Source organism: Clostridium sp. AM27-28, from assembly GCF_003480955.1.
Taxonomy (GTDB): domain Bacteria; phylum Bacillota; class Clostridia; order Lachnospirales; family Lachnospiraceae; genus Otoolea; species Otoolea fessa.
Genome location: NZ_QUJT01000008.1, coordinates 50,870 through 75,514, shown reverse-complemented (window position 1 = coordinate 75,514; position 24,645 = coordinate 50,870). Strand labels below are relative to the sequence as shown.

The following is a 24,645-nucleotide window of genomic DNA, read 5'->3' as shown; positions in this document are numbered from 1 at the left end:
CTCACGGCAATGTAGTATGTGCATTAGCTGCCGGAATCGGTGACTATGTGCGATGTACTCTCTTGGAATATAGCTATCACGATGGCCAGTTTTGGATTTTTACAGAAGGCGGCGAGAAGTTCATAGGACTTGAGAGGAATAAAAATGTCAGTCTTGCTGTCTTTGAAAAGCCCCCGGACTTTGGTGCGCTGAAAAGCGTACTGGTCATGGGAACGGCAAAGCTCATCGAGCCGATGTTATTTGAGATTCCTGAATTTGATGAATATTCGGAAAACTTGATAAAAAGTTCGATGATAGGAGTTCGAAAAATTTCTTTCGGGAAAGAATCTGTTGCGGAAACGCGGGAAATACCGTATAATAATGCGGTCTGATCTGCACATATGCAACAGATTTGTCCGTAAAAAAATGAAAAATCAGAATTGTGCGTATTTCAGAAACAATTTTTTGCTGTAAGAGTGAAAAAAGTTATGTAAACTGTCTGCAAAAAAATACTTGACAAGAATTTGTATTTTTACGTTTACGGAGAAGAACAAAAAAAGAACTAAAAAACAGCGATGAACACATCGCAAAAAATGAGAAATGTAGGTAAAAATAATTTTATGAGAAAATTAGCATTAAGTGATGAAATCCTTCTCAAGATCTCCCAGCCGGCGCGTTATATTGGCGGTGAGGTGAATATGGTGAAGAAGGATCCGTCGAAGGTAGCAGTCCGGTTTGCCATGTGCTTTCCGGATGTGTATGAGATCGGTATGTCCCATCTGGGCATCCAGATTCTTTATGATATGTTCAATCGCCGGGATGACGTTTACTGTGAGCGCGTTTATTCCCCGTGGATGGACTTAGATCCGATCATGCGGGAGCAGAAGATCCCGCTGTTTGCTGTTGAAAGCCAGGATCCGATCAAAAAATTTGACTTCCTTGGAATTACAATCCAGTACGAAATGTGCTACACCAATATTTTGCAGGTGCTGGAATTATCACAGATTCCGCTCCATGCAGAAGATCGCACTGAGGAGGATCCGATCGTTATCGGCGGCGGTCCGTGTACTTACAATCCGGAGCCGATCGCGCCGTTTTTTGATCTCTTCTATATGGGCGAGGGCGAGGTGGTTTATTTTGACCTGATCGACCGTTACAAGGAGATCAAGGCGCGCGGCGGCAGCCGGAAGGAATTTCTGGAGCAGGCGGCGCAGATTCCGGGTATCTATGTGCCGGGATTTTATGATGTGACGTACAAAGAGGATGGCACGATCGAGGCGATGACGCCGAACAACCCGCACGCGCCGCAGACCGTTTCCAAGCAGCTTGTCATGGATATGAGCGATACCTGGTATCCGGAGAAGCCGGTGGTTCCGTATCTGCGCGCGACGCAGGACCGTGTGGTTCTCGAGATCATGCGCGGCTGTATCCGTGGATGCCGTTTCTGCCAGGCGGGCATGGTATATCGCCCGGTGCGCGAGCGCAGCCTGGAGGAACTGAAACGTCTGGCGCGGACGATGCTAAAGAGCACCGGACATGAGGAAATTTCGCTGAGTTCGCTGAGCTCCAGTGATTACACGAAGCTGGAGGGAATCGTCAATTTTCTGATCGACGAGTTTGACGGAAAGGGCGTCAATGTGTCTCTGCCGTCCCTGCGTATTGACGCATTTTCCCTCGATGTCATGAGCAAGGTGCAGGACGTGAAGAAGAGCAGCTTGACCTTTGCACCGGAGGCGGGATCCCAGCGTCTGCGTAACGTTATCAACAAGGGTCTGACCGAGGAAAACATTTTAAATGGTTCTGCCGAGGCGTTCAAGGGCGGCTGGAACCGCGTAAAGCTCTACTTCATGCTGGGACTTCCGACTGAGACCGTGGAAGATATGCAGGGCATTGCCGAGCTTTCGGAGAAGGTGGCGGAAGTGTACTATGACACGGTTCCGAAGGAGCAGCGCCACGGCAAGGTGCAGGTAACCGCCAGCACCTCGTTCTTTGTGCCGAAGCCATTTACCCCGTTCCAGTGGGCGCCGATGTGCACGAAAGAGCAGTTCTTGGAGCGCGCGAGCATCGTCAACCACCGCATGAAAGAGATGTTAAATAAGAAGAGTCTGCGCTATAACTGGCATGAGGCGGATGTGACCGTGCTGGAAGGTGTTCTGGCGCGCGGCGACCGCCGGGTGGCAGCTGTGATCGAAGAGGCGTACCGTCAGGGTGCAATCTACGATTCCTGGTCAGAGTATTTCAACAATGATATCTGGATGAAGGCGTTTGAGACCTGCGGCGTGGACATTGATTTCTATACGACGCGTGAGCGAAGCCTTGATGAAGTGTTCCCGTGGGATTTTATCGACGCGGGTGTGACGAAGGATTTCTTGAAACGCGAGTGGGCGAACGCACAGGCGGAAACGGTAACGCCGAACTGCCGGATGCGCTGTTCGGGATGTGGTGTCCGTAAGTACGGCGGCGGAGTCTGTTTCGAAGAACGGGCATGAGGAAGGAGCGGTCATGAAGATACGAATTAAATTTCAAAAACAGGGAACGGTGCGTTTTATCGGTCATCTGGACGTGATGCGTTACTTCCAGAAGGTGATGCGCCGGGCGGAAGTGGATATCCGTTATAGCGAAGGATTCAGCCCGCACCAGATCATGTCGTTTGCGTCTCCGCTCAGCGTGGGGCTTATCAGCCATGCGGAGTATGTGGATATTGATGTCAATTCCAGCGGAAATTCGACCGGGATGGTGCGCCGCTTAAATGAGGTCAGCGCCGAGGGGCTGGAGGTGCTCAGCTACCGCGAGCTTCCGGAGACGGCAAAGAATGCGATGTCGCTGGTGGCAGCTGCTGATTACACATTCTGGTTTAAAGAGGGATTTGCACCGGAGGACGGCAGCAGTGTAGAAGAATTTTTCGGGAAATTCCTGACATTCTGCAAAAACGAGACAATTCCGTTTGTGAAGCAGACGAAAAAGGGCGAGAGAACCGTGGATCTGCGTCCGCTGATCTGTGAGGCGCGAATCGCAGAGCGGAAAGAGTATGTTCCGGCGATGGTCGCAGACTGGTATCCGGATCTGGAAAATGAGACGGTTGAGGAGGAAAAACAGGCGGAAGGAATCTGTGTCTTCCTGCGTCTCTTATCGGGCAGTGCGGCAAACGGAAAGCCGGAGCAGGTATTGCAGGCATTCTATGAGAGCCTGGGGCTGACCTACCGCCCGTTTGCCATTCAGGTCGAGCGCGAGGAGCTGTATGCGGACGAGGGCGCCGAGGGCGCACCGGAATATGTGCCGCTTGAGGCGTATGGAAGCGAGATCGTGTAAATGCTTCAATGTTCATTAAAAGATGAAATGCGAAGCGCCAGCAAAATCCGGCTGCAGGTAGCGCGAAGTGTGAACGGCAGCAAAAAATGAGAGGAGACGAAGAGTTTGGATCAGTTAATAGTGACAAAATGGAAGGATCGAAGCCTGACGGCGCTCCTCTCGGACGGGCACTGCCGGTCGCTGACGCTGGAATCTGGCGATGAAAGCCTGCTGGGGAATATTTACATCGGCAAGGTGAAAAATGTGGTAAAAAACATCAATGCCGCGTTTATTGACCTCGGCGGTGGAAAAACCGGATATTTCAGCCTGGCGGAAAACCCGGTTCCGCTTTATACAGACGAGCTGAACCAGCTATGTTCATTCGGATATTCTGGAAATTCTGAGAAGAAAGTAAGTCCACGGAAACTAAAAGCTGGAGACGAGCTTCTCGTCCAGGTATCCCGCGACGCCCTGAAAACCAAGGATCCGTCCGTGACCTGCTGTCTGAATTTTCCGGGTACCTATATGGTTCTGACGGTTGGAAAACCGCAGATCGGATTTTCGACAAAAATCAAGGATAATGCCTGGAAAGAGAAGGTGCGGGAGGAACTTCTGACACATAAGGATGAGCGTTTTGGACTGATTGTCCGGACGAATGGGGCGTCGGCTTCCATCGAAACACTCTGTGCAGAAACAGAGAAGCTGAAACAGCAGATGGAAGAACTTTTTGCCCGGGCAGCCTGCCGCACCTGTTACAGCCTTTTAGAGCAGGGTACGCCGCCCTATATCCAGAGTCTTAGGGATGCGAAGAAAGGAACCCTTTCGGAGATCATCACAGATGTGCCGGAGTATGCGAAGAAGATTGAGGCATGGCTGGAGGAAGAGAAGGAAGAGGACAAAGAACAAAAAGAAAATCAGCCCCAGGCAGATAAAAATGAAAGCATAAAACAGGCGGTTCCGAACTTGTCCCTATATACAGATGAGAACCTTCCATTAATGAAGCTGTACCGCCTGGAATCGGTGCTTAAAAGTGCATCGGATCGCCGTGTCTGGATGAAATCCGGTGGATATCTTGTGATTGAACCTACGGAAGCGTTGACAGTTATCGATGTCAATACGGGGAAATACACCGGCAAGAAGACACCGGCGGAGACCATTCTTAAGATTAATCTGGAGGCGGCGCATGAGGTGGCGCGCCAGCTTTCCCTTCGCAATCTTTCCGGTATTATTATTGTGGATTTTATCGATATGGAATCGAAAGAAGATCAGGAGACGCTGATGCGGACGCTCGGGGAAGAGCTTTCCCGTGACCCGGTCAAAACGATCCTGGTGGATATGACGCGGCTTGGGCTGGTGGAGATCACCCGCAAAAAGGTGCGCCGTCCGCTTCATGAGATTTTGTAGCGGTTGAATCATAGAATGAAAAACACAAGGAGAAGAAAAGATGTTTGAAAAAGTATTTAAGCTATCCGAACATCAGACGACCGTAAAGACGGAAGTCATGGCTGGAATTACGACCTTTATGACGATGGCGTACATTCTGGCAGTCAATCCGAGCATCCTCGGATCGACCGGCATGGACCCGACTGCGGTGCTTCTGGCTACGGCTCTGGCATCATTCATCGGTACTGCCTGCATGGCATTTATGGCGAACCTGCCGTTCGTTCTGTCCGCAGGCATGGGGCTCAACGCGTATATGGCGTATACGGTGTGCGCGGGCTATGGCTATAGCTGGCATGTTGCACTGCTGGCTGTATTTGCAGAGGGTCTGATCTTCATCGTGCTGTCTCTGACAAACGTGCGCGAGGCGATCTTCAATGCGATTCCGTTGACTTTAAAGCGCGGTGTGTCCGTCGGCATCGGTCTGTTCATCGCATTTATCGGTCTTCAGAATGCGGGACTTTCAGTAGACTCTTCCACACTGGTAACGATCATCAGCTTCCCGGAAAATTTCCATACCGCAGGTATCTGCGCGCTGCTGGCGCTGATCGGTCTGTTTATCATGGCGGTTTTATACACCTACCGTGTGAAAGGCGCGATTCTGTACGGCATTCTGGGAACCTGGATTCTCGGTATGCTGTGCCAGGTAACCGGCATTTACACACCGGACGTAGAGAATGGTTTCTACACCCTGTTCCCGACCCTGGGAATCACCGATTTCTCCAAACTGGGAGAGACTTTTGGTAAATGCTTTACCGTTGACTTCGATGCAGTTGGAATTATCAATTTTATCGTAGTTATTTTCTCATTCCTGTTTGTAGATATTTTTGATACACTTGGTACATTAATTGGTGTAGCAACCAAGGCAGACATGCTGGACGAGGAAGGTCGTCTTCCGGGTATCCGTCCGGCGCTGATGGCAGATGCGATCGCAACTTCCTTTGGTGCGGTATTAGGTACTTCCACAACGACTACCTTCGTTGAGTCTGCATCGGGTGTTGCAGTCGGAGGACGTACCGGTCTGACTGCTCTGGTATCGGCACTCCTGTTCCTGCTTTCCACCCTGTTTGCACCGATTTTTACGGCGATCCCGTCCTTTGCGACGGCTCCGGCATTAATCATGGTTGGCTTCCTGATGGTGGGAACTGTAACTGAAATTCGTTTCGATGAGGACAATATCACCGAGGCAATCCCGGCATATCTGGCAATCATTGCCATGCCGTTGTTCTACAGCATTTCCGAGGGTATTTCCATGGGAATTATCTCTTATGTGCTTTTGAATGTGGCAGCAGGAAAAGCAAAGAAGATCACTCCGCTGATGTATGTGCTGGCGGTGCTCTTCGTTCTCAAATACATTTTCCTGTAACAACTTGTAATAATTTAACCCCTGAAAACTTGACGAAAACAGGTTTTCATAATAAAATAGTCTATATCAAAAAAAGTTTTTAAAATTTTTTTGATTAACGTGCAATAAAATGCGTATGCAGCGCATTAACTTATTGAACGGATGAAAATCATTCCCGCGCGGAAGAACGCGGACAGAGACGAACAAAAAAAATCAAGTTACTCGAAATTCCTTGATGCATTACACTCCGTTACGAACTGTCCAAGATTTTCTGCTGGGATCTTTTCGGTATCGGTTGACAACCAGCAACCGATATTGGGTAAAAAGCGCCGGACCTGCTTGCAGTGCCGGCGCTTTTTACTGTACAAAAAAGGGGTAATTTTTATCAGGAATATCTCATTGACATTTTGGCGGGCAGACGGTATAAAGGACAGAGGGTAACTGTTCACAGGTAGGAATTTTCTGAACTGAAAATTCCGTACGATACAGTTCTGGCAGCAGATTTTGCCGATTTGGAATGCGCAGCATCGGCAAAATCCCGTTGCTGGGCACACGTGTGTGAACAGTAACGACAGAAGAGGGAGTAGACTCTGGCGAAAGAAACACGCATGGAACCAGTTCTGGGAGGAAAAGTTAAGAAAACATGAAAACAAAACAGCAGGGCGGGTTTCATACGGAGGTGGGATACATATGAAGATAGAAAATGATTTGGGGCGGGACGATATCCGGCGGCTGGTGCTCCGTCTGGCGATTCCTTCGATGCTGGCGCAGTTTATCAATGTGCTTTACAGCGTGGTCGATCGAATCTATATTGGAAATATCCCAGTGATCGGGGAGACAGCGCTTGCGGGTGTCGGTGTCAGCGGACCGATTGTGACGTTGATCTCCGCGTTTGCCTATCTGGTCGGTGTGGGCGGCTCGCCGCTCATGAGCATCCGTATGGGTGAGGGACAGAATGAGAAAGCGAAAAAGATTCTGGCGAACAGCTTCTGGATGATTGTCGGGCTGTCGGCGGTTCTGACGTTAGTTCTGTTTGTGTTTAAACGTGAAATTTTGACGCGGTTTGGTGCGAGTGAGGCGATTCTGCCGTATGCGGAATCGTATTTTACGATCTATCTGCTGGGAACGGTCTTTGCACTGCTTTCGATCGGAATGAACCAGTTTATTATCTGCCAGGGATTTGCGCGGATTGGAATGATTTCGGTGGCGCTTGGCGCGGTAACGAATATTGTGCTGGATCCAGTGTTTATTTTTGTGTTTGACATGGGCGTGGCGGGGGCGGCGTTTGCCACGGTTCTGTCACAGTTTGCGTCGGCGGCCTTTGTCCTTCGTTTTCTGCGAGGAAATCGCGTGCTTCTGCGGCTTGAATTTGAATGTCCGCAGGTGAAGACAGTCTGTAAGATTGCGCTGATGGGACTGTCGCCATTTTTGATTATTGCATTTGACAATGTGCTGATCATTTCGCTCAATACGGTAATTCAGATGTATGGCGGCGCGGAGGCGGACATGCTTTTGACCTGTACGACAATCGTGCAGAGCTTTATGCTGATCGTGACGATGCCGCTCGGAGGCATTACATCGGGAACGGGGGCGATCCTGGGCTTCAATTTCGGCGCGGGACGCCCGGATCGGATCCGGAGCGCACAGAAGTATATCACATTGCTGGCGGTGGTGCAGTGCAGCATTATGTTCCTGTTTTCACGGACGCTGGCGCAGTATTTTGTGTATCTCTTTACGCGCAATGAGTCCTATGTGGAACTGACCGTCTGGGCGATCCGGGTCTACACGATGGGGATTATTCCACTGGCAGTCCAGTATGAGGTCGTAGATGGATTTACCGGAATGGGCGTGCCGTCGGTGGCGATCTCGCTGTCAATGTTCCGGAAGCTGCTGTACCTGCTCAGCGTGTTCCTGATTCCGGTGTTTGCGGGAGTTGAAAATGTTTTCTACGCAGAAGTGGTATCGGATTTCGGCGGAACGACGGTGTCGGTGATCGTGTATCTTCTTTTGATTGGGCGCATTATGGGGCGCTGTGTAGAGCGCGCTAAATTGAACGGGAAAGTAGTGGAAGCAGACACTTGAGGCGGCGCTTAAAATGGCTGAAAATGTATGTCAGATAACGCTGTCATCCATCAATAAATGAAAAAATAATGGATTGACAAACGGATTCTCTGGATCTATAATGCAATACAGATAATGAATGACAACAAAATAACGATATCTTCAGGGCAGGGTGTAATTCCCGACCGGCGGTAAAGTCCGCGAGCGCATGGCGCATGATTTGGTGTAATTCCAAAACCGACCGTATAGTCTGGATGAAAGAAGAGAAAACGTAAATAAAAACGGCGGTGCCGGGAAGCTTCCAGATACACTCCCCCGGATGATGGATATGGCGGATATATACCGCTATGGCAAAAGAGGGAGAAAAGTCATCGAGAAAGGATGCATAAAAAATATTTACGATAATTAATATCATAAAAGATGTTATGGAATAAAAATTATAAGCCCTGAGATGTGAAAATAAAAGTGTTTCACATTTCAGGGCTTTTTGCATGGAAAGGTGGGGAAAAAGATGGAACGAATCCATGTAAAGGTTCCCGGTGAGCAGCCACAGGATCGGGAATATATGAAGCAGGCGTTAGCACTGGCAGAAAAAGGGCACGGATGGGTCAATCCGAATCCGATGGTCGGCGCGGTGCTGGTAAAGGATGGACGCATCATCGGCGAGGGATATCATACACGATATGGACAGCTTCATGCAGAACGGGAGGCATTTAAGAATGCGGCAGAGCGGGGCGAAGAGACGGCGGGAGCAGATTTGTATGTGACGCTGGAACCCTGCTGTCACACCGGAAAACAGCCGCCGTGTACGGAAGCGGTGCTGGCATCTGGGGTGAAGCGCGTGATTGTCGGCTGCACGGATCCGAATCCGGTGGTGGCAGGGCGCGGCATCCGGCTTCTGAGGGAAAAAGGGCTGGAAGTGGTGGCCGGAGTTTTACGCGGAGAGTGTGAACGGCAGAATGAGGTGTTCTTCCATTTCATGCGGACGAAACTTCCGTTTACGGTGCTGAAATACGCGATGACACTCGACGGAAAGACAGCGACGGTGTCGGGTAAATCCCAGTGGATCACGGGCGAGGCGGCGCGGAAGCGGGTGCATGAGGACCGCGGGCGTTATATGGCGATTCTGACTGGCGTTTCGACGGTGCTGGCAGACAATCCGCAGCTGACCTGCCGGATTCCAGGCGGGAAAAATCCGCTCCGGGTGATTGCGGACACGAACCTTCGGACACCGCTTTCATCGACCGTGGTACAGACCGCGCGGGAGACGCCGACCTGGATTGTGACAGCGGTATCGGATGCTGGAAGGAAGAAAGCATATGAGGACGCCGGCTGTCGTGTTTTAAGTGTCCCGGCAAAAGAGGGAGAACTGGATTTGCAGGCGATGATGCAGCGGCTGGGCGAGGAAAAAGTGGACAGCGTGATGGTCGAGAGCGGCGGGACGCTGGCATGGTCGTTTTTAAAGGCGGGGCTTGTGAACCGGGTGCAGGCCTACATTGCACCGAAGATTTTCGGAGGGGCAGGTGCCCCGACCCCGGTAAGGGGAACCGGCGTGGATGCGCCACCGGAGGCATTTCTTCTTAAAAAGCCGGAGGCAGTGTGGCTGGGAGAGGATCTGCTGCTGGAATATGAAGTGTCCGGTCAAGATGCATGAGGCGGTGTTAGAATGGGAAAAAATCGCTGATTTGAAAAGGAGAAAAGATGTTCACAGGAATCATAGAGGAAGTGGGAAGGATCCGCGCGATTGAGCGTCAGGCGGTATCGGCACGGCTGACGGTTGCGGCGTCCAAGGTGCTCTCGGATGTCCATCTGGGTGACAGCATTGCGGTCAACGGTGTGTGTCTGACGGTCACGTCATTTGGGAGAGATTATTTCTGTGCGGATGTGATGCATGAGACGCTGAACCGTTCGTCCCTGGGGGCGCTGGGTGTCAAAAGCCCGGTCAATCTGGAGCGGGCGATGCTGGCGGGCGGACGGTTTGGCGGACATATCGTCTCCGGTCACATCGACGGAACCGGAACCATCCGGGATGTGCGCCGGGACGGAAATGCCGTCTGGTATACGATTCAGGCTCCAGAACCGATTCTGCGGCTGATTGTGGAAAAAGGATCGATCGCGATCGACGGAATCAGCCTGACGGTCGCACGGGTGGATCATGTATCATTTTCCGTATCCATCATCCCGCATACGCTGCAGGAGACAGCACTTGCGTTTAAGCGGGCAGGCGATATCGTCAATCTGGAAAATGACTGCATTGGAAAGTATGTGGCGAAGCTGATAGGAGCGGAAGAAGAGGATAAGGCAGGAAAGGGCATGACAAGAGAATTTCTGCAGCGGTATGGATTTTAATAGAGGAGGAGAACAATGAAGCAGTTTGATACAGTTGAAAAGGCTCTGGACGAGCTGAAACAGGGACATTTAATCCTGGTTACGGATGACGAGGATCGCGAAAATGAAGGCGATCTTATCTGCGCGGCAAGTTTTGCCACGACAGAAAATGTCAATTTCATGGCGACGCATGCGAAGGGCTTAATCTGTATGCCGATGAGCGCAGAAATCTGCCGGAAGCTGCAATTCCCACAGATGGTGATGGATAACACGGATAACCATGAGACGGCGTTTACCGTATCGATCGACCATAAAACGACGACCACCGGTATTTCTGCCGAGGAGCGCGGTATTACGGCGCGCGCGTGCGTGGATCCGGACACAAAGCCGGAGGATTTCCGCCGTCCGGGACATATGTTTCCGCTGATGGCGAAGAAAAACGGCATTCTGGAGCGCAACGGTCACACAGAGGCGACGGTAGACCTGATGCGGCTTGCAGGGCTGCCGGAATGCGGTCTGTGCTGCGAGATCATGCGCGAGGATGGAACGATGATGCGGTCGGAAGAATTATTTGCGATGGCAGAACAATGGGGTCTGGCGATGATTTCCATTAAACAGCTGCAGGAGTACCGCAAGAGACATGAAAAGCTGGTCGAGTGTGTGGCAGAGACGCGGATGCCGACGAAATACGGCGAATTCCGCGCGTATGGCTACCTGAATCTCTTAAATGGAGAACACCATGTGGCACTCGTCAAGGGCGATATCGGAGATGGGAAAGATGTACTCTGCCGCGTGCATTCGGAGTGCCTGACCGGCGATGCATTTGGTTCCCTGCGGTGCGACTGCGGACAGCAGCTTGCGTCGGCGATGACCCAGATTGAGAAAGAGGGACGAGGCGTTCTCCTCTATATGCGGCAGGAGGGACGAGGCATCGGGCTTTTAAATAAGCTGCGCGCCTACAAGCTGCAGGATGGCGGCATGGACACGCTGGATGCGAACCTGGCGCTGGGATTTAAGGGCGATCTGCGGGAATACTACATTGGGGCACAGATTTTAAAGGATCTGGGAATCAAGACGCTGCGTCTTCTGACCAATAACCCGGATAAGGTATATCAGCTTTCGGATTTTGGCATGGAAATCAAGGAGCGCGTGCCGATTCAGATGGAGGCGACGCCGTATGATGGATTTTACCTGAAAACGAAGCAGGCGCGGATGGGACATATTTTGAATTTTAAATAGAAAAAGTGACAGGCGAAAATAGATCGTCGGAAAGGATGGTACTTATGCGTACATTTGAAGGAAACGTAGTAGCGGAAAATAATATGAGGATCGGAATTGTGGCGGCACGATTCAATGAGTTTATCACCTCGAAACTGGTCGCAGGCGCGCAGGATGCGCTGCGCCGTCACAATGTCTCGGAGGAGGACGTAGATGTTGCGTGGGTTCCAGGTGCTTTTGAGATTCCGCTGATTGCGTCGGAGATGGCGAAGTGCGGAAAGTATGATGCGGTGATCTGCGTGGGTGCAGTTATCCGTGGAAGCACAAGCCATTATGATTATGTGTGCAGCGAGGTTTCGAAAGGAATCGCACAGGTTTCTCTGGCAAGCAGCGTGCCGGTTATGTTCGGTGTGCTGACGACGGATACGATCGAGCAGGCGATCGAGAGAGCGGGAACAAAGAGCGGAAATAAGGGATTTGACTGCGCGATGGGAGCAATCGAGATGGTGAATTTGCTGCGGGAGATCCGGAAGTAAAAATAATCAGGTAATCGGGCATCGAAAAAGCCAGGACTGCGGAATGCTGCAGCCCTGGCTTTGTTGTCTTAGGAAAATTCGTCCATGCGCCAGGTTTTGGTGTTACTCTGTTTTCAACAGCCCCTGTTCCGTATAATATTTCTCAGCTCCCGGATGCAGCGCAATAGGAAGCTGGCTGCATATATATTCCGGATCAGATAAGTTACTTAAGGATGGGTGGGCGCTGATCAGTTCTTCACGGGATTCGTCGAGAATCTTGGTGATGGTGTAGACCAGCTGTTCGTCCATGGATGCGTCCACACAGAGAAGGCATTTGATTCCAAAGGTTTTCAGTGTCTCGGTTTGTCCCGGATAGGTACCGGCTGGGACGGTGGCGCGGACGTAGAAGGGGCTGGCTGCAAGAATTTTTTGCATTTCTTCGTCAGTGTACTCCAGCAGGCGGCAGGGCGTCTGGCTGGCCAGGTCGGTCAGGCTGTGGACCGGGATTCCGGCGAAGCTGTGGACGGCGTCGAGTTTACCGTTTAAGACAGAGTCCACGCTGGCGGAGAAGCTGTAGTTTTCAAGGGCAGTGTTGGCAATATTGAGCCCGGCTGCTTTGAGGGCGGTGCGGGCGGAAAGCTCTGTGGTGGATCCTTCTGGTCCGACGGCAATGTGGTGTCCGGCGAGTTCATGAACGTAGGAGATATGCTCGGATTCCGGCGCCATCCAGGTGGACAGGCTTGAATAGACGGCCCCGATCGCCCGCAGGGATTCGACCGGATGACCGGAAAATTCGTCCGTTCCCTGATAGGCGGAAAATGCCACATCGCCGCTGACCAGTCCCATATCAAATTGTCCGTTTTTGATATTTTCCACGTTCGTGTAGGAACCGTTGGAGGCGCTTAAATTGACCTTGAGCTGTTCATCATGTCCGCTTAAAACAGAGGCGATGGCACTGCCAACCGGGTACATGGTTCCGCCGCTGTCGGCAGTTCCGATGGTCAGAACGTGCAGCTCTTCGTCTGCTTCGCTGGGATGGTCGTTGACCCGCGCATCTGCGGAGGTGCTGCCGGAACAGCCGGAAAGTCCGAGCAGGAAGGTAAGAAGCATCATTGGTGCCAATTTTACTAGTTTTTTTATTTTCATAGATCTCACCTTTTCGTAGTTTATCAGTATATAAAAAAACGCAGCGGTTCTGTCGAATGCTGCCTTAGCGATTAAAAGAATATTAAAACTCTATAAAAGTATAACATAAAAAACAGTGATAAGACAAGACCAAGATAGAAGATAGATAGATAGAAAATTTCTATGAAAAAAAGAGCGTCCGGTTTATGTGGGGGAACCGGACGCTCTTCTTTCAGGTTACATTTTCAATTGAGCCTTAGGTATGTTGTTATATAAAAGATGTCTTATATGAAGTGTTCCTATCTCGTCTCAGTGATTATTTTGTAATCAGGCTGGAGAAGATGGAAAGGAAAATCGGGTTGTAAATATCGTCGATGATAACTGCGAAGGACGGATACAGAACCCAAGCAACGGTGTGCCATCCATACTGATCCATAACGGCTTTCTCGTTTGCTACTGCGTTCGGACCTGAACCACAGCCCCATCCACAGTTACCAGCTGCCATAACAGCTGCACCGTAATCGCGGCCAAATAAGTTGAAGGATACGAAGATTGCAAAGAGTGCCATCAGGATAGCCTGTGCAAGGAGGATGATACCCATCTGACCAGCTACCGGAGCCAGCTTTGTGATATCGATGGTCATCAGAACCAGTGCCAGGTAGAGTTCCAGGAACATATGCTCGATAGCGTCGATCTCCGGAACCGGGAATTCGATACCAGCTGCATCCATGATGTTTCTTGCAATAGCACCTGCGAACAGACAACCGATGAATTTCGGCATCTCGATCATCGGGATGTTGTCTAACAGGCAGTAGATCGGCATACCAAGTGCTGCTACAAGCAGAGACAGGGCGAATGCCTTGATCATACGAGTGTTGTTAAGAACAGCTGCTGAACCAGATTTTGAGGATTCCGGTCTGTCGTTCGGGTCAGATTTCAGACCGTGACGGGAAATCAGGAAAGCTGCAACCGGACCACCGATTAAGGAACCCATGATGTTGCCCATAGTACCGGCTGCTACACCGACTGTGGTTGCATCCGGAGCACCCATGTTCTCGAAGATAGGACCAAATGCAGAAGCAGTACCAACACCGCCGGACATAGCTGAGGAAGAACACTGCAGAGCCAGAAGCGGATGAAGACCGATGGCGCTGCCTACCAGGTAACCAACGACATCCTGTAAGGTAATCAGGACACAGGCCGCAACTGCGATTGCGATACAAAGCTTTCCGCCTGCGTGTTTTAACATCTTGTAGCTGAAGCCGAAACCTACGCACAGGAAGAATAAGTTCTGGCATAAGTCTTTTACGATTTTTGCATCAAAGGAAAAACCGATGATTCCGGAACCCTTGATGATAGATACAACAACAGAAAAGATGATACCGGAGATAACCGGAGCCGGTATAGCATATTTTCTGAGCAGGGCGCTGTGAGCGACAATCGCGCGTCCTAAGAAGATAACGATGGCTGCGAAACCAAGTGTGGTCAGATACTCGAACTGGAATGTTGCGATGGCACCGTCGGCTGCCGGTGTGTAAGTTCCAAAGTATCCCATAATGTGTTCTAACATAGAACTTCCCTCCATTCTTTTTTAAGAATTTGTTTATTTCTTTTATAAGCAGTTTATAAGATTGAAAAAGGGAAGTCAATTTATGTAATTTTAAATACAGTTTTGTAAGTATTGTAAATAAAAATGACTATAAAAAAGCGACTGCAGTATAGATTCGGCTCTATGGTGAATCTGTACAGCTGCAGCCGCGAAAAGGCAGGAAAAACCTGAATATTGCTGGAAAACGAAGTGGTTCTTATTTTCCGGAATATCTATATTTAATAGAAGGGCGTCCACCGGTCTGGTAATCGATCATGCTGACCAGTTCGTTGGTTTCGACTAAGTAATTTAAGTACCGCCGGACTGTAATACGGGACAAATGAACCTGTTCCGAAATCTGTTCGCTGGACCAGACCTCCTCCGGATGTTCGGAGAGAAAGAGACGGATCAGTCCAAGGGTGCGTTCATTTAAGCCCTTTGTCAGCGGAGCGCTCTGGGAGGAGGCATCCGGGACGGAGAAGAGGCGGTCGATCTCCGCCTGTCCCAGGTCAGAAGCGGACGTCGATGTTTTCAGTTCCTCCTGACGTTTCGCAAATCGTTCCAGGGCGGCTTTGAAACGGTCATATTCAAATGGTTTGACGAGATAATCGGTGACGCCGCGGGATATAAGCCGGCGGACGGTCTCTGCGTCGTTGGCGGAGGTTACCATGATGATCGCAGGGGTCATGCCAGCCGCGTGGAGCTGATCGATAAATTCGTCACCGTTCATCTGAGGCGTGTAGTAGTCGAGAATAATCAGGTCAACCGTGCAGTTCTGCAGATACTGCAGGGCAAGGATGCCGTTTTTGAAAGTTGCCTCCACGTGAAAAGAGGAGGTCAGCTCGACATACTGTTTATTGATGGATGCAACCATCGGATCATCTTCTATAATAATGACTTTATACATTAGATTCTGTCTCCTTTCGGGTAAATGTCAGGGTGAAGCAGGTGCCCTCGCCAGGCTCTGTGTCGATATCAATGGTTCCGCCGTACTCCTCCATCAGCTCATGAACCAGGAAAAGCCCGGTTCCGCGGTTCTCGCCCTTGGAGGAAACACCTTTTTCGAAAATATGATCGAGCAGCTGTGGCTGTATGCCGTGCCCGGTGTCCTCGCAGGTGATGATGTTGACGTCTGGGCGGCAGTAGATGCCGATGTGGATCTCGCGCGGGCTTTCAGATGCGTTAATGACATCCGGACTGGCGGTGTGATCGTGGCTTAGCTCTTCAATGGCATTTTCCATCAGATTGCCGAGAATGGTGACAAATCCTTCCACCGGGATCAGCAGATCATGGTCGCGGCAGGTGCTGTCGGCGCTGACCTGCAGGCGGATGCCAAGCTCGGCGGCGTGCATCATTTTCCCGATCACAAGCGCACAGATTTTCGGAACGCGGATGCAGTTGGCTGTCTCACGGACGGACTGGCTGGAGACAAGGCTGCTGTTGGTGATAAAATTCATCGCCTGCTGAATCTCCCCGGTCTGTAGGTAGCCGAGAATGATGTGCAGCTTATTTAAAAATTCATGGTTGAACGCGCGCAGCGTGTCCAACATATTGTGGGCGCCGGAAAGCTCGTCGGAGAGACGCAGGAGGTCGGTGCGGTCAAATAAAACGATCAGGACACCCCGGCGCGCCTGTTTACCGCGTCCATGGATCGGCACCTCCTTGACGATGAGCTGGCGTCCGGCGAAGCTGATGCTCTCGTGCGTTACACTTTCGCCGGTTTTTATGACCTGATCGAAAGCGGTCTGTGGAAACAATTCCTGAATCGTGAGGTGGGTGAGCGGAGGGTCGTTTGCAGGACGACCGAGTATTGTGGAAACTTTCTGGTTGGCAAAGAGAATTCTGCCGTCCAGATCGGTTGCGGCAAGTCCCTCGTCGATCATATTCATGACCTCATCCTGGCGGGTATAAATATTGACGAGTTCTTCCGGGTCATATCCCAACAGGGAGTCGCGCAGCAGGGAGAACATTGTGTGCGTCAGGGAAATGCTGACGATCATCATGATCAGGAATATAATTATATAAAAGAACAGCAGACTGCGGTGCTGGGCGGACAGGGTAGCGGTGAACAGGGAAACCATCACAAAACCGACGATCTCTCCGCCGCTGTTTTTTACTGCGTGAAAGGCGCGCCGCTGCATGCCGTGCGTGCCGTAGCCGGTTGTGATATATGGATCGCTTCCTGCCAGAATAGCGTCCTCGTCACCTGCCACGTAGGAATCGCCGGTTTTCAGACGGTTCGTGTGGTAAAAGCGCAGTCCGTTTTTATCACTGATGACGATGACATTGATATCTGGTATATTCGAAGAAAGAGAATCCAGGTCGCGGGTCACGGTGGAATCAGGATAGCCGTTTTCCAGCATGGCGGCGACATCCGGAATTGCAGCAATATAAGAAGCAGTACCGCTGATCAGCTTGTCCATATCCTTTCGCTGCCTGGAAATATCAAAAAACAGAGTAAAACCGAGTGAGATGAGCACCAGGGTAGCGGAAAGGAGCAGAAAGGATCGGTACAGATTCTGTTCCAGCGCTGATTTTCCTTCCTTTATCTTCATATATAAAACCTCCGGAATTTATTTGATGTAGGAAATGAGTTGATCCGGTCTGCAAAATGTGTAAACCAAAACGATGATTAAAGTTATTATAGTAAAAAAAGAAACGATCTGCAAGAAAGTGTGGAGGTTTACAAGGCGCTGGATGGCGAATTGCAAAGTGGCCGGGTTATTGTTCACGGGTAGGCACTTTTGGAACCGAAAGTGCCGTAAGAAAACGTGGTGGCAGCAGGAATTTGCCGTATTCAAATGCGAAGCCACGGCAAATTCCGTTACTGGACACGTATGCGTGTACAATAACGAAAGTGTAACGGTTTACGAGACGCTGGATGGAAAAAGGTTGAAAAACGGCACACCGCATTCTCGTTACTTTAGCCTGCAAATAAAAAGTCAAGACTTAATGGGTAAAAAAATATAAAATTTTACATGGTTAAAATTAGGCACTAAAATAAGACCACCACAAGCAGTGCTGGTTTGCAAATAAAAGTTTTGAATTAGCTTGACTCAGAAAGAATACAGAGATATTCCTTCACTCGTCCATAATAAATTCTGAGAAATTTATTAGCGCCTGCAGTCATGTAAACATAGTACGGTTTACCCTGGGCACGTTTTCTGTCCATGAATTGATATACAGGATCATCTTGCGGCATTGTTTTAATAAGAACATCCATTACTTGAAAAAGAGTCTTTCTTAAATTTGAAGACCCACGTTTGGATGTTGGAACACTTTTTTGTGCATAGGAGCCAGACTCGTTTACGCCAGGATCTACCCCGGCGAAAGCAGTAAGGGCTCCTTTATGTGTAAATCTGGTTATATCACCGATCTCAGCCATAAGCTGTGGACCAAAAGATGGACCAATCCCTTTAAACTGCATAACAATCGGGTACTCTGGAAGTTTTGAGGCGGTTTCATTCATGAGAATGCGTATTGTTTCGACGGTAGCGGAAGTGCTGTTAAGCTGAGCGATAGCTTGTCTAATGATGCGTTTGGTTATTTCGTTTTTAGGAAATACCGGGACAAGTTCCGTTGCCTTGGTATAAATTTCTTCGGCTTTTGATTTATTGAAGATATATTTTTTTTTGCTTGCACCAGTTTTGATAGTGTTTAACAAAAGAATTTAGAGACATTTTACGAACGCAATCTACATGCCAATACGTATAGACAAAATCAACCCATTTTTGGGAGCCATCACTGCGGGGTGGACTATTAAAATAAGTATTTGCATTTGGGTATGTCTGGTCAATGAGATTAATAAGATTATTTTTCATAGCCGTTTTTTGTTTCACATAGAAATGAAACTGACGATTCATGGCCTTTAGTTGTGTGCGCAATTCATCCACAATACTATATGGTTTAAGATTTTGCCATTTGTCAAGAGCATAGCGGGCGATCTTGATGGAATCAGCTTTGTCAGATTTAACTTTGCGAAGAGAGTCATTATTAAAGTTTTTGACTAGCTTAGGATTAACAGCACTGACAAACAGACCAGCTGCTGAAAATTGCTGAGCAAGTACTTCGTAATAGTGTCCGGTGTGCTCCATTACAATTCGTGATTCACCTTCGATAGAGTGAATAAGTTTAATTAGTGAAAGGATATCACTGGATGTGTGCTTGATCTCAAAAGGAGAGGATACAATCTCACCAAATGGTCTTAGAATTGTAACCATGCTTTTACCTTTTGAAACATCAATACCTACTGCGTTCATAAATTTGTCACTCCTTAAAAATATTACAATGGATAAATACCAGATTTACTCATTACCTGCTCAAACTACTGTGTGTGACACGAATGCACTTAATGTGATTCAACCTGCATAAAACGAACACTGTGAATGAGGAGCTGGTTATCAGTCTAAAGTACGGACGCTAAGTCCTAGTGATGAAGTCGATATACCATTGCATCCTACATTCTAACAGTTTAAGTAATGAGATGGATAAATCCTTACTGGATGTAAGGGGATTACCCATAAGTATATTGTAGTAGTGATGAGTTAGGTGTGCCAATTATTTTAATAGATATAGAACAAATGTTTGCTTTGCAAAGAGATGCATGGTATAATATAAATGTAAATATAGTGTATTACCTACGAAAGAAAAATTACTTTCGTAGGTAGAAGAAATGCGTATTTTTTACAGTATCATTTTGCACAGTGTGCGAAATATCGAAAACAGAAAGCAGGGACCTTTATGCAGATTGTATCCAGCTATGGAGTAGAAATTAAAAAAAAGAATATACCGCTCCGCTCTACGCTGGATATTTTTCGGAAAGCAGTTTCCTATCTGATTCCGGTGTATGCAGAGATCTGGGAAGAACTTTCAGAAATCAAAAATCTACAAAAACGCTTTAATGAGGCGGAACATCTGGTACATGAGACAAAAAAGAATCATGCCAGATTTCCGTTTGACCGTCATTTTCCTAAGATGCCATCTTATCTGAGAAGAGCGGCGATTCAACACGCACTTGGAGCCGTGTCCTCCTATCAATCACGCCTTAGTTTGTGGGAAAAGGGAGAACTGAGGGGGAAACCGAAGCTGGTCTGTGAGAATCATGCGATGCCGGTATTCTATCGGGATGTCATGTATAGAGAAGCAGAACCGGGAGAAGATGTGGCACATTTAAAGCTATTTGATGGGCGTGAGTGGAAGTGGTTTCAGGTAAAATTACTTCATACCGATATGGAATATCTTCGGAAAAAGTGGAGCGGGAAAAAGGCATCCGCACCAACTTTGGAAAGGAAACATCATAAATATTTCCTTCGATTTTCATACACAGAGGAAGTAACCTTATCGAAAACAGCTGTAAAACAGCAGGTGATATGCAGCGTTGATTTAGGAATCAATACGGATGCAGTTTGTAGTATCATGCGTGCAGATGGCACTATTCTGGGACGTAAATTTATAAATTTCCCCAGTGATAAAGACCATTTGTATCATGTGCTTGGCAGAATCCGCCGTTTTCAGAGAGAACATTCCTCCAGACAGGTTCAAAGCCGATGGGATTATGCAAAAAGGCTGAATATGGAACTGTCCCGTAAAATAGCTGCGGAAATCACGAAATATGCCGTAGAATATCAGGCAGGTGTAATTGTTTTTGAGTATCTGGAAATGCAAGGAAAAATATCCGGAAAAAAGAAGCAAAAACTTCATTTATGGAGAAAGAGGGATATTCAGAAGCTATGTGAACATCAGGCACATCGGAACAGGATTCGTGTGTCCAGAGTTAGTGCCCGGAACACCAGCAGGCTGGCCTGTGACGGAAGTGGAGCGGTAGTAAGAAATCCGGAGAACCATAGCCTATGTATCTTCCAGACAGGAAAGCAGTATAACTGCGACCTGTCAGCAGCCTATAATATTGGAGCGAGATATTTTATACGGGAACTTTTAAAACCCTTGCCGGAAACGGAAAGGTCTTCACTGGAGGCAAAAGTCCCTGTAGTGAAGCGTAGAACCTCCTGTGTTTATGCAGATTTAAGAAAGCTTTATGTAGAAGTAAACAACTTAAAAGCAGCATAAACGCAGGCAGATATACAGCGGACTACCTGTAATGTGGAAACCAGCCGTATCCGGTGTGGAAAAAGTGCGTATCCGCACGAATTCTAAGATACTGGCGTATCCGCCGATATTTAGTCTTGCCGTTTAAAACGGCCGAGAAGCACGTGACTTTAGCCATGTGAGGTTCACAAACAAGAAGAGATCGATTAAAATGAAAATAGTTCGAATTAGAGCATTTGGTTAAAAAATTATGCAAAATTAAGGCTGTCAGCACAAAATTCCATTTAAGGTATGACAATCCGTCGAAGTTGTGCGCAGCAAGAGAGAAAATACTGAATATTTGCTGTAAAATTTACAAAAAACCACTTGCTATTTTAGGAAAAGTTGGGTACAATACAAGCAGGGTTGATTAATATTTAACAATCATGAAGATGAATTTCTAGGAGGAATGAGATCATGGCAGTAAAAGTTGCAATTAATGGTTTTGGTCGTATTGGTCGTCTGGCTTTCAGACAGATGTTTGGCGCTGAGGGTTACGAAGTCGTAGCTATCAACGATCTGACAAATCCGAAAATGTTAGCTCACCTGTTAAAGTATGATTCTGCTCAGGGCAGATACGATGGACATACGGTAGAAGCTGGCGAAGATTATATTGTAGTAGATGGCAAGAAGATTACTATCTACGCAAAGGCAAACGCTGCTGAACTTCCGTGGGGCGAGATTGGTGTAGACGTAGTTCTGGAGTGTACCGGATTCTATACATCCAAGGCAAAAGCACAGGCTCATATCGATGCAGGTGCTAAGAAAGTCGTTATCTCCGCACCGGCAGGCAATGACCTTCCGACTATCGTATACAATGTAAACCACAAGACACTGAAACCGGAAGATAAGATTATCTCCGCAGCATCCTGTACAACTAACTGCCTGGCTCCGATGGCTAAGGCATTAAACGATTATGCTCCGATTCAGTCCGGTATCATGTCCACCATCCACGCTTACACAGGCGATCAGATGATTCTGGACGGACCGCACAGAAAAGGCGATTTAAGAAGAGCAAGAGCAGGCGCTGTCAACATCGTTCCGAACTCCACTGGTGCTGCAAAAGCGATCGGTCTGGTTATTCCGGAATTAAACGGAAAGCTCATCGGTTCCGCACAGCGTGTTCCGGTTCCGACTGGTTCCACTACCATTCTGACAGCCGTTGTTAAGAAAGCTGACGTTACTAAGGAAGCTATCAACGAGGCTATGAAGGCAGCTCAGACTGAGTCCTTCGGCTACAACGAGGATGAGATCGTATCTTCCGATATCGTAGGTATCCGCTATGGTTCCCTGTTTGATTCTACACAGACTATGGTATCTCCGATCGGTGATGACTTATATCAGGTACAGGTTGTTTCCTGGTATGACAACGAGAACTCCTACACAAGCCAGATGGTTCGTACAATCAAATACTTCGCAGAGCTGGCATAATTTTATCGATTCGATAGAAAATCATAAGGATTCAAGATGGGTCCGGTCCTCGGTCGGGACCGGACCTGTTTTTTATTCTTTTATAATGTAAAGGAGACAGGATATGCTGAATAAAAAATCCGTGGATGATATCAATGTAAAGGGCAAACGCGTTCTGGTACGCTGTGATTTCAACGTACCGTTAAAAGAAGGAAAGATCACCGATGAAAACCGTCTGGTGGCAGCGCTTCCGACGATCAAAAAACTGATTGCGGACGGTGGAAAGGTAATTCTCTGCTCTCACCTCGGCAAACCGAAGGGAGAGCCGAAGCCGGAGCTGTCTCTGGCACCGGTAGCCGTTCGTCTGTCTGAACTTCTGGGACAGGAAGTGAAATTTGCAGCCGATCCGGAAGTGGTTGGACCGAACGCAAAGGCAGCCGTTGAGGCGATGAAGGATGGCGAGGTTGTTCTGCTTGAGAACACCCGTTACCGTGCCGAGGAAACCAAGAACGGTGAGGCGTTCAGCAAGGATCTGGCATCCCTGTGTGATGTCTATGTGGACGATGCATTTGGTACTGCACACCGCGCACATTGCTCAAACGTAGGCGTGACCCAGTATGTGGACACCGCAGTAGTTGGTTACCTGATGCAGAAAGAGATCGATTTCCTTGGAAATGCAGTAGATAACCCGGTCCGCCCGTTCGTTGCCATTTTAGGCGGCGCGAAGGTAGCCGATAAATTAAACGTTATCTCCAACCTGCTGGAGAAGTGCGACACGCTGATCATCGGCGGCGGCATGGCATTTACCTTCTTAAAAGCACAGGGCAAGGAGATTGGTAAATCCTTAGTCGATGATACAAAGTTAGATTATTGCCGTGAGATGGTAGAGAAGGCAGCGAAGCTTGGCAAGAAACTGCTTCTTCCGGTTGATGCAGCTGTAGCAGCATCCTTCCCGGATCCGATCGATGCACCGATCGAGGTACAGAATGTATCGGTTGACGCTATCCCGGCTGACACGATGGGACTTGACATAGGACCGGAAACTGCAAAGCTGTATGCAGACACCGTAAAATCTGCTAAGACAGTTGTATGGAACGGACCGATGGGTGTATTTGAGAACCCGACTCTTGCACAGGGTACAATCGCAGTTGCAAAAGCACTGGCAGACACCGAAGCGACCACGATCATCGGTGGCGGCGATTCTGCAGCAGCGGTCAACCAGCTTGGATTTGGCGACAAGATGACCCATATTTCTACCGGCGGCGGCGCTTCCCTGGAATTCTTAGAGGGAAAGGAGCTTCCGGGCGTAGCGGCAGCGAATAATAAATAAATGTTACTGTTTACAGGTAGGCACTTTTGGAACCGAAAGTGCCGTAAGAAAACGTGGTGGCAGCAGGAATTTGCCGTATTTAAATGCGAAGCCACGGCAAATTCCGTTACTGGGCACGTATGCGTGAACAGTAACAAATAAACAAACAGAAAAGAGGAATAGAATAGTCATGGCTAGAAGAAAGATCGTAGCAGGCAACTGGAAAATGAACATGACGCCGTCGGAGGCAGTAGCTCTGGTAGAGCTTCTGAAGTCGCTCGTTGTTTCGGAAGATGTAGACGTTGTATTCTGTGTACCGGCGATTGATATTATCCCGGTTGTAAAAGCGTGCGAGGGAACCAACATCGCAGTCGGCGCTGAAAATATGTATTTCGAGGAGAAAGGTGCTTACACCGGCGAGATTTCCCCGAATATGCTGACCGATGCAGGCGTTAAATACGTGATTATCGGACATTCCGAGCGCAGAGAATACTTTGCAGAGACCGATGAGACGGTCAATAAGAAGGTACTGAAAGCATTTGAGCACGGTCTGACCCCGATCATTTGCTGCGGCGAGACTCTGACCCAGAGAGAGCAGGGCATCACGCTTGACTGGATCCGCCAGCAGATCAAGATCGCATTCCAGAATGTGACCGCAGAGCAGGCAAAGACAGCTGTGATCGCATACGAGCCAATCTGGGCGATCGGTACCGGCAAGGTAGCGACCACCGAGCAGGCTGAGGAAGTGTGCGGCGCGATCCGTGCGTGCATCAAGGAAGTGTACGATGAGGCGACCGCAGAGGCGATCCGCATTCAGTACGGCGGTTCCGTATCCGCAGCATCGGCTCCGGAGCTGTTTGCACAGCCGGATATCGATGGCGGTCTGGTAGGCGGCGCATCCTTAAAGGCAGATTTTGGAAAGATTGTAAATTATAAATAAGAGATGGGTAAAAGG

18 protein-coding genes, 1 pseudogene and 1 riboswitch are annotated in these 24,645 nt (G+C 48.8%); of the genes and pseudogenes, 14 read left to right on the top strand and 5 right to left on the bottom strand.

What is annotated here, in order from left to right; all coding sequences use genetic code 11:
* The first annotated feature begins 47 nt into the window (after positions 1 to 47).
* The 10 genes from DW720_RS09985 to ribE all read left to right on the top strand — a co-directional run bounded on the left by DW720_RS09985 (position 48) and on the right by ribE (position 12,195).
* Entirely contained in the window at positions 48 to 371 is a 324-nt protein-coding gene (locus tag DW720_RS09985; RefSeq protein ID WP_270224132.1) for a pyridoxamine 5'-phosphate oxidase family protein, read from the top strand.
* Between the two features lie 228 nt (positions 372 to 599).
* Positions 600 to 2,468 (top strand): TIGR03960 family B12-binding radical SAM protein, encoded by a 1,869-nt coding sequence (locus tag DW720_RS09980; RefSeq protein ID WP_118743180.1) that lies wholly within the window; start codon positions 600 to 602, stop codon positions 2,466 to 2,468.
* Positions 2,469 to 2,481: 13 nt separating this feature from the next.
* Positions 2,482 to 3,288, top strand: a complete 807-nt coding sequence (locus DW720_RS09975; RefSeq protein ID WP_118471964.1) for a TIGR03936 family radical SAM-associated protein — start codon at positions 2,482 to 2,484, stop codon at positions 3,286 to 3,288.
* Positions 3,289 to 3,393: 105 nt separating this feature from the next.
* Positions 3,394 to 4,671: a ribonuclease E/G gene (locus DW720_RS09970; protein WP_118471966.1), complete on the top strand. Its 1,278-nt coding sequence runs from the start codon at positions 3,394 to 3,396 to the stop codon at positions 4,669 to 4,671.
* A 40-nt stretch (positions 4,672 to 4,711) separates the two neighbouring features.
* On the top strand, positions 4,712 to 6,073 hold the full coding sequence (locus tag DW720_RS09965; RefSeq protein ID WP_022359656.1) for an NCS2 family permease: 1,362 nt from the start codon (positions 4,712 to 4,714) through the stop codon (positions 6,071 to 6,073).
* A 669-nt stretch (positions 6,074 to 6,742) separates the two neighbouring features.
* Positions 6,743 to 8,134, top strand: coding sequence for an MATE family efflux transporter (locus DW720_RS09960; RefSeq protein ID WP_118749593.1), 1,392 nt, complete (start codon positions 6,743 to 6,745; stop codon positions 8,132 to 8,134).
* A gap of 133 nt (positions 8,135 to 8,267) precedes the next feature.
* A riboswitch (FMN riboswitch) is annotated at positions 8,268 to 8,383 on the top strand.
* Positions 8,384 to 8,624: 241 nt separating this feature from the next.
* Complete coding sequence (ribD, locus tag DW720_RS09955) at positions 8,625 to 9,767, top strand: bifunctional diaminohydroxyphosphoribosylaminopyrimidine deaminase/5-amino-6-(5-phosphoribosylamino)uracil reductase RibD (RefSeq protein ID WP_118749592.1); 1,143 nt, start codon at positions 8,625 to 8,627, stop codon at positions 9,765 to 9,767.
* A gap of 47 nt (positions 9,768 to 9,814) precedes the next feature.
* Positions 9,815 to 10,462: a riboflavin synthase gene (locus tag DW720_RS09950; protein WP_118523239.1), complete on the top strand. Its 648-nt coding sequence runs from the start codon at positions 9,815 to 9,817 to the stop codon at positions 10,460 to 10,462.
* 15 nt (positions 10,463 to 10,477) lie between these two features.
* A complete protein-coding gene (locus DW720_RS09945) occupies positions 10,478 to 11,680 on the top strand; it encodes a bifunctional 3,4-dihydroxy-2-butanone-4-phosphate synthase/GTP cyclohydrolase II (protein WP_107001076.1) in 1,203 nt (400 codons plus the stop codon).
* A 44-nt stretch (positions 11,681 to 11,724) separates the two neighbouring features.
* Entirely contained in the window at positions 11,725 to 12,195 is a 471-nt protein-coding gene (gene ribE, locus DW720_RS09940) for a 6,7-dimethyl-8-ribityllumazine synthase (RefSeq protein WP_022359479.1), read from the top strand.
* Between the two features lie 102 nt (positions 12,196 to 12,297).
* Here ribE and DW720_RS09935 read toward each other — a convergent pair whose 3' ends face one another.
* The 5 genes and pseudogenes from DW720_RS09935 to DW720_RS09910 form a co-directional block, all read right to left on the bottom strand.
* On the bottom strand, positions 12,298 to 13,320 hold the full coding sequence (locus DW720_RS09935; RefSeq protein WP_118749591.1) for a TAXI family TRAP transporter solute-binding subunit: 1,023 nt from the start codon (positions 13,318 to 13,320) through the stop codon (positions 12,298 to 12,300).
* 295 nt (positions 13,321 to 13,615) lie between these two features.
* Positions 13,616 to 14,869 (bottom strand): sodium/glutamate symporter, encoded by a 1,254-nt coding sequence (locus DW720_RS09930; protein WP_022359481.1) that lies wholly within the window; start codon positions 14,867 to 14,869, stop codon positions 13,616 to 13,618.
* 235 nt (positions 14,870 to 15,104) lie between these two features.
* Entirely contained in the window at positions 15,105 to 15,794 is a 690-nt protein-coding gene (locus DW720_RS09925) for a response regulator (RefSeq protein WP_118749590.1), read from the bottom strand.
* A complete protein-coding gene (locus DW720_RS09920; RefSeq protein WP_118467257.1) occupies positions 15,787 to 17,442 on the bottom strand; it encodes an ATP-binding protein in 1,656 nt (551 codons plus the stop codon). The genes DW720_RS09925 and DW720_RS09920 overlap by 8 nt, the downstream gene beginning before the upstream one ends.
* Before the next feature lie 491 nt (positions 17,443 to 17,933).
* Positions 17,934 to 19,146, bottom strand: a pseudogene (locus tag DW720_RS09910) (IS110 family transposase).
* A gap of 481 nt (positions 19,147 to 19,627) precedes the next feature.
* Here DW720_RS09910 and DW720_RS09905 point away from each other — a divergent pair.
* From DW720_RS09905 to tpiA, 4 genes are all read left to right on the top strand, one after another.
* Positions 19,628 to 20,953 (top strand): IS200/IS605 family element transposase accessory protein TnpB, encoded by a 1,326-nt coding sequence (locus DW720_RS09905; RefSeq protein ID WP_118481883.1) that lies wholly within the window; start codon positions 19,628 to 19,630, stop codon positions 20,951 to 20,953.
* Positions 20,954 to 21,388: 435 nt separating this feature from the next.
* Positions 21,389 to 22,402: a type I glyceraldehyde-3-phosphate dehydrogenase gene (gap, locus tag DW720_RS09900; RefSeq protein WP_022359484.1), complete on the top strand. Its 1,014-nt coding sequence runs from the start codon at positions 21,389 to 21,391 to the stop codon at positions 22,400 to 22,402.
* Between the two features lie 103 nt (positions 22,403 to 22,505).
* Positions 22,506 to 23,711, top strand: a complete 1,206-nt coding sequence (locus DW720_RS09895; protein WP_107001070.1) for a phosphoglycerate kinase — start codon at positions 22,506 to 22,508, stop codon at positions 23,709 to 23,711.
* A 169-nt stretch (positions 23,712 to 23,880) separates the two neighbouring features.
* A complete protein-coding gene (gene tpiA / locus DW720_RS09890) occupies positions 23,881 to 24,630 on the top strand; it encodes a triose-phosphate isomerase (RefSeq protein ID WP_118743163.1) in 750 nt (249 codons plus the stop codon).
* The last annotated feature ends 15 nt before the right edge of the window (positions 24,631 to 24,645 follow it).

Coding starts and splice junctions, on each gene's coding strand:
- DW720_RS09980 (WP_118743180.1), top strand. CDS start 600: ATGAGAAAATTAGCATTAAGTGATGAAATCCTTCTCAAGATCTCCCAG.
- DW720_RS09945 (WP_107001076.1), top strand. CDS start 10,478: ATGAAGCAGTTTGATACAGTTGAAAAGGCTCTGGACGAGCTGAAACAG.
- DW720_RS09965 (WP_022359656.1), top strand. CDS start 4,712: ATGTTTGAAAAAGTATTTAAGCTATCCGAACATCAGACGACCGTAAAG.
- DW720_RS09960 (WP_118749593.1), top strand. CDS start 6,743: ATGAAGATAGAAAATGATTTGGGGCGGGACGATATCCGGCGGCTGGTG.
- DW720_RS09935 (WP_118749591.1), bottom strand. CDS start 13,320: ATGAAAATAAAAAAACTAGTAAAATTGGCACCAATGATGCTTCTTACC.
- DW720_RS09925 (WP_118749590.1), bottom strand. CDS start 15,794: ATGTATAAAGTCATTATTATAGAAGATGATCCGATGGTTGCATCCATC.
- DW720_RS09905 (WP_118481883.1), top strand. CDS start 19,628: ATGCAGATTGTATCCAGCTATGGAGTAGAAATTAAAAAAAAGAATATA.
- DW720_RS09920 (WP_118467257.1), bottom strand. CDS start 17,442: ATGAAGATAAAGGAAGGAAAATCAGCGCTGGAACAGAATCTGTACCGA.
- DW720_RS09975 (WP_118471964.1), top strand. CDS start 2,482: ATGAAGATACGAATTAAATTTCAAAAACAGGGAACGGTGCGTTTTATC.
- DW720_RS09895 (WP_107001070.1), top strand. CDS start 22,506: ATGCTGAATAAAAAATCCGTGGATGATATCAATGTAAAGGGCAAACGC.
- ribD (WP_118749592.1), top strand. CDS start 8,625: ATGGAACGAATCCATGTAAAGGTTCCCGGTGAGCAGCCACAGGATCGG.
- gap (WP_022359484.1), top strand. CDS start 21,389: ATGGCAGTAAAAGTTGCAATTAATGGTTTTGGTCGTATTGGTCGTCTG.
- tpiA (WP_118743163.1), top strand. CDS start 23,881: ATGGCTAGAAGAAAGATCGTAGCAGGCAACTGGAAAATGAACATGACG.
- ribE (WP_022359479.1), top strand. CDS start 11,725: ATGCGTACATTTGAAGGAAACGTAGTAGCGGAAAATAATATGAGGATC.
- DW720_RS09930 (WP_022359481.1), bottom strand. CDS start 14,869: ATGTTAGAACACATTATGGGATACTTTGGAACTTACACACCGGCAGCC.
- DW720_RS09950 (WP_118523239.1), top strand. CDS start 9,815: ATGTTCACAGGAATCATAGAGGAAGTGGGAAGGATCCGCGCGATTGAG.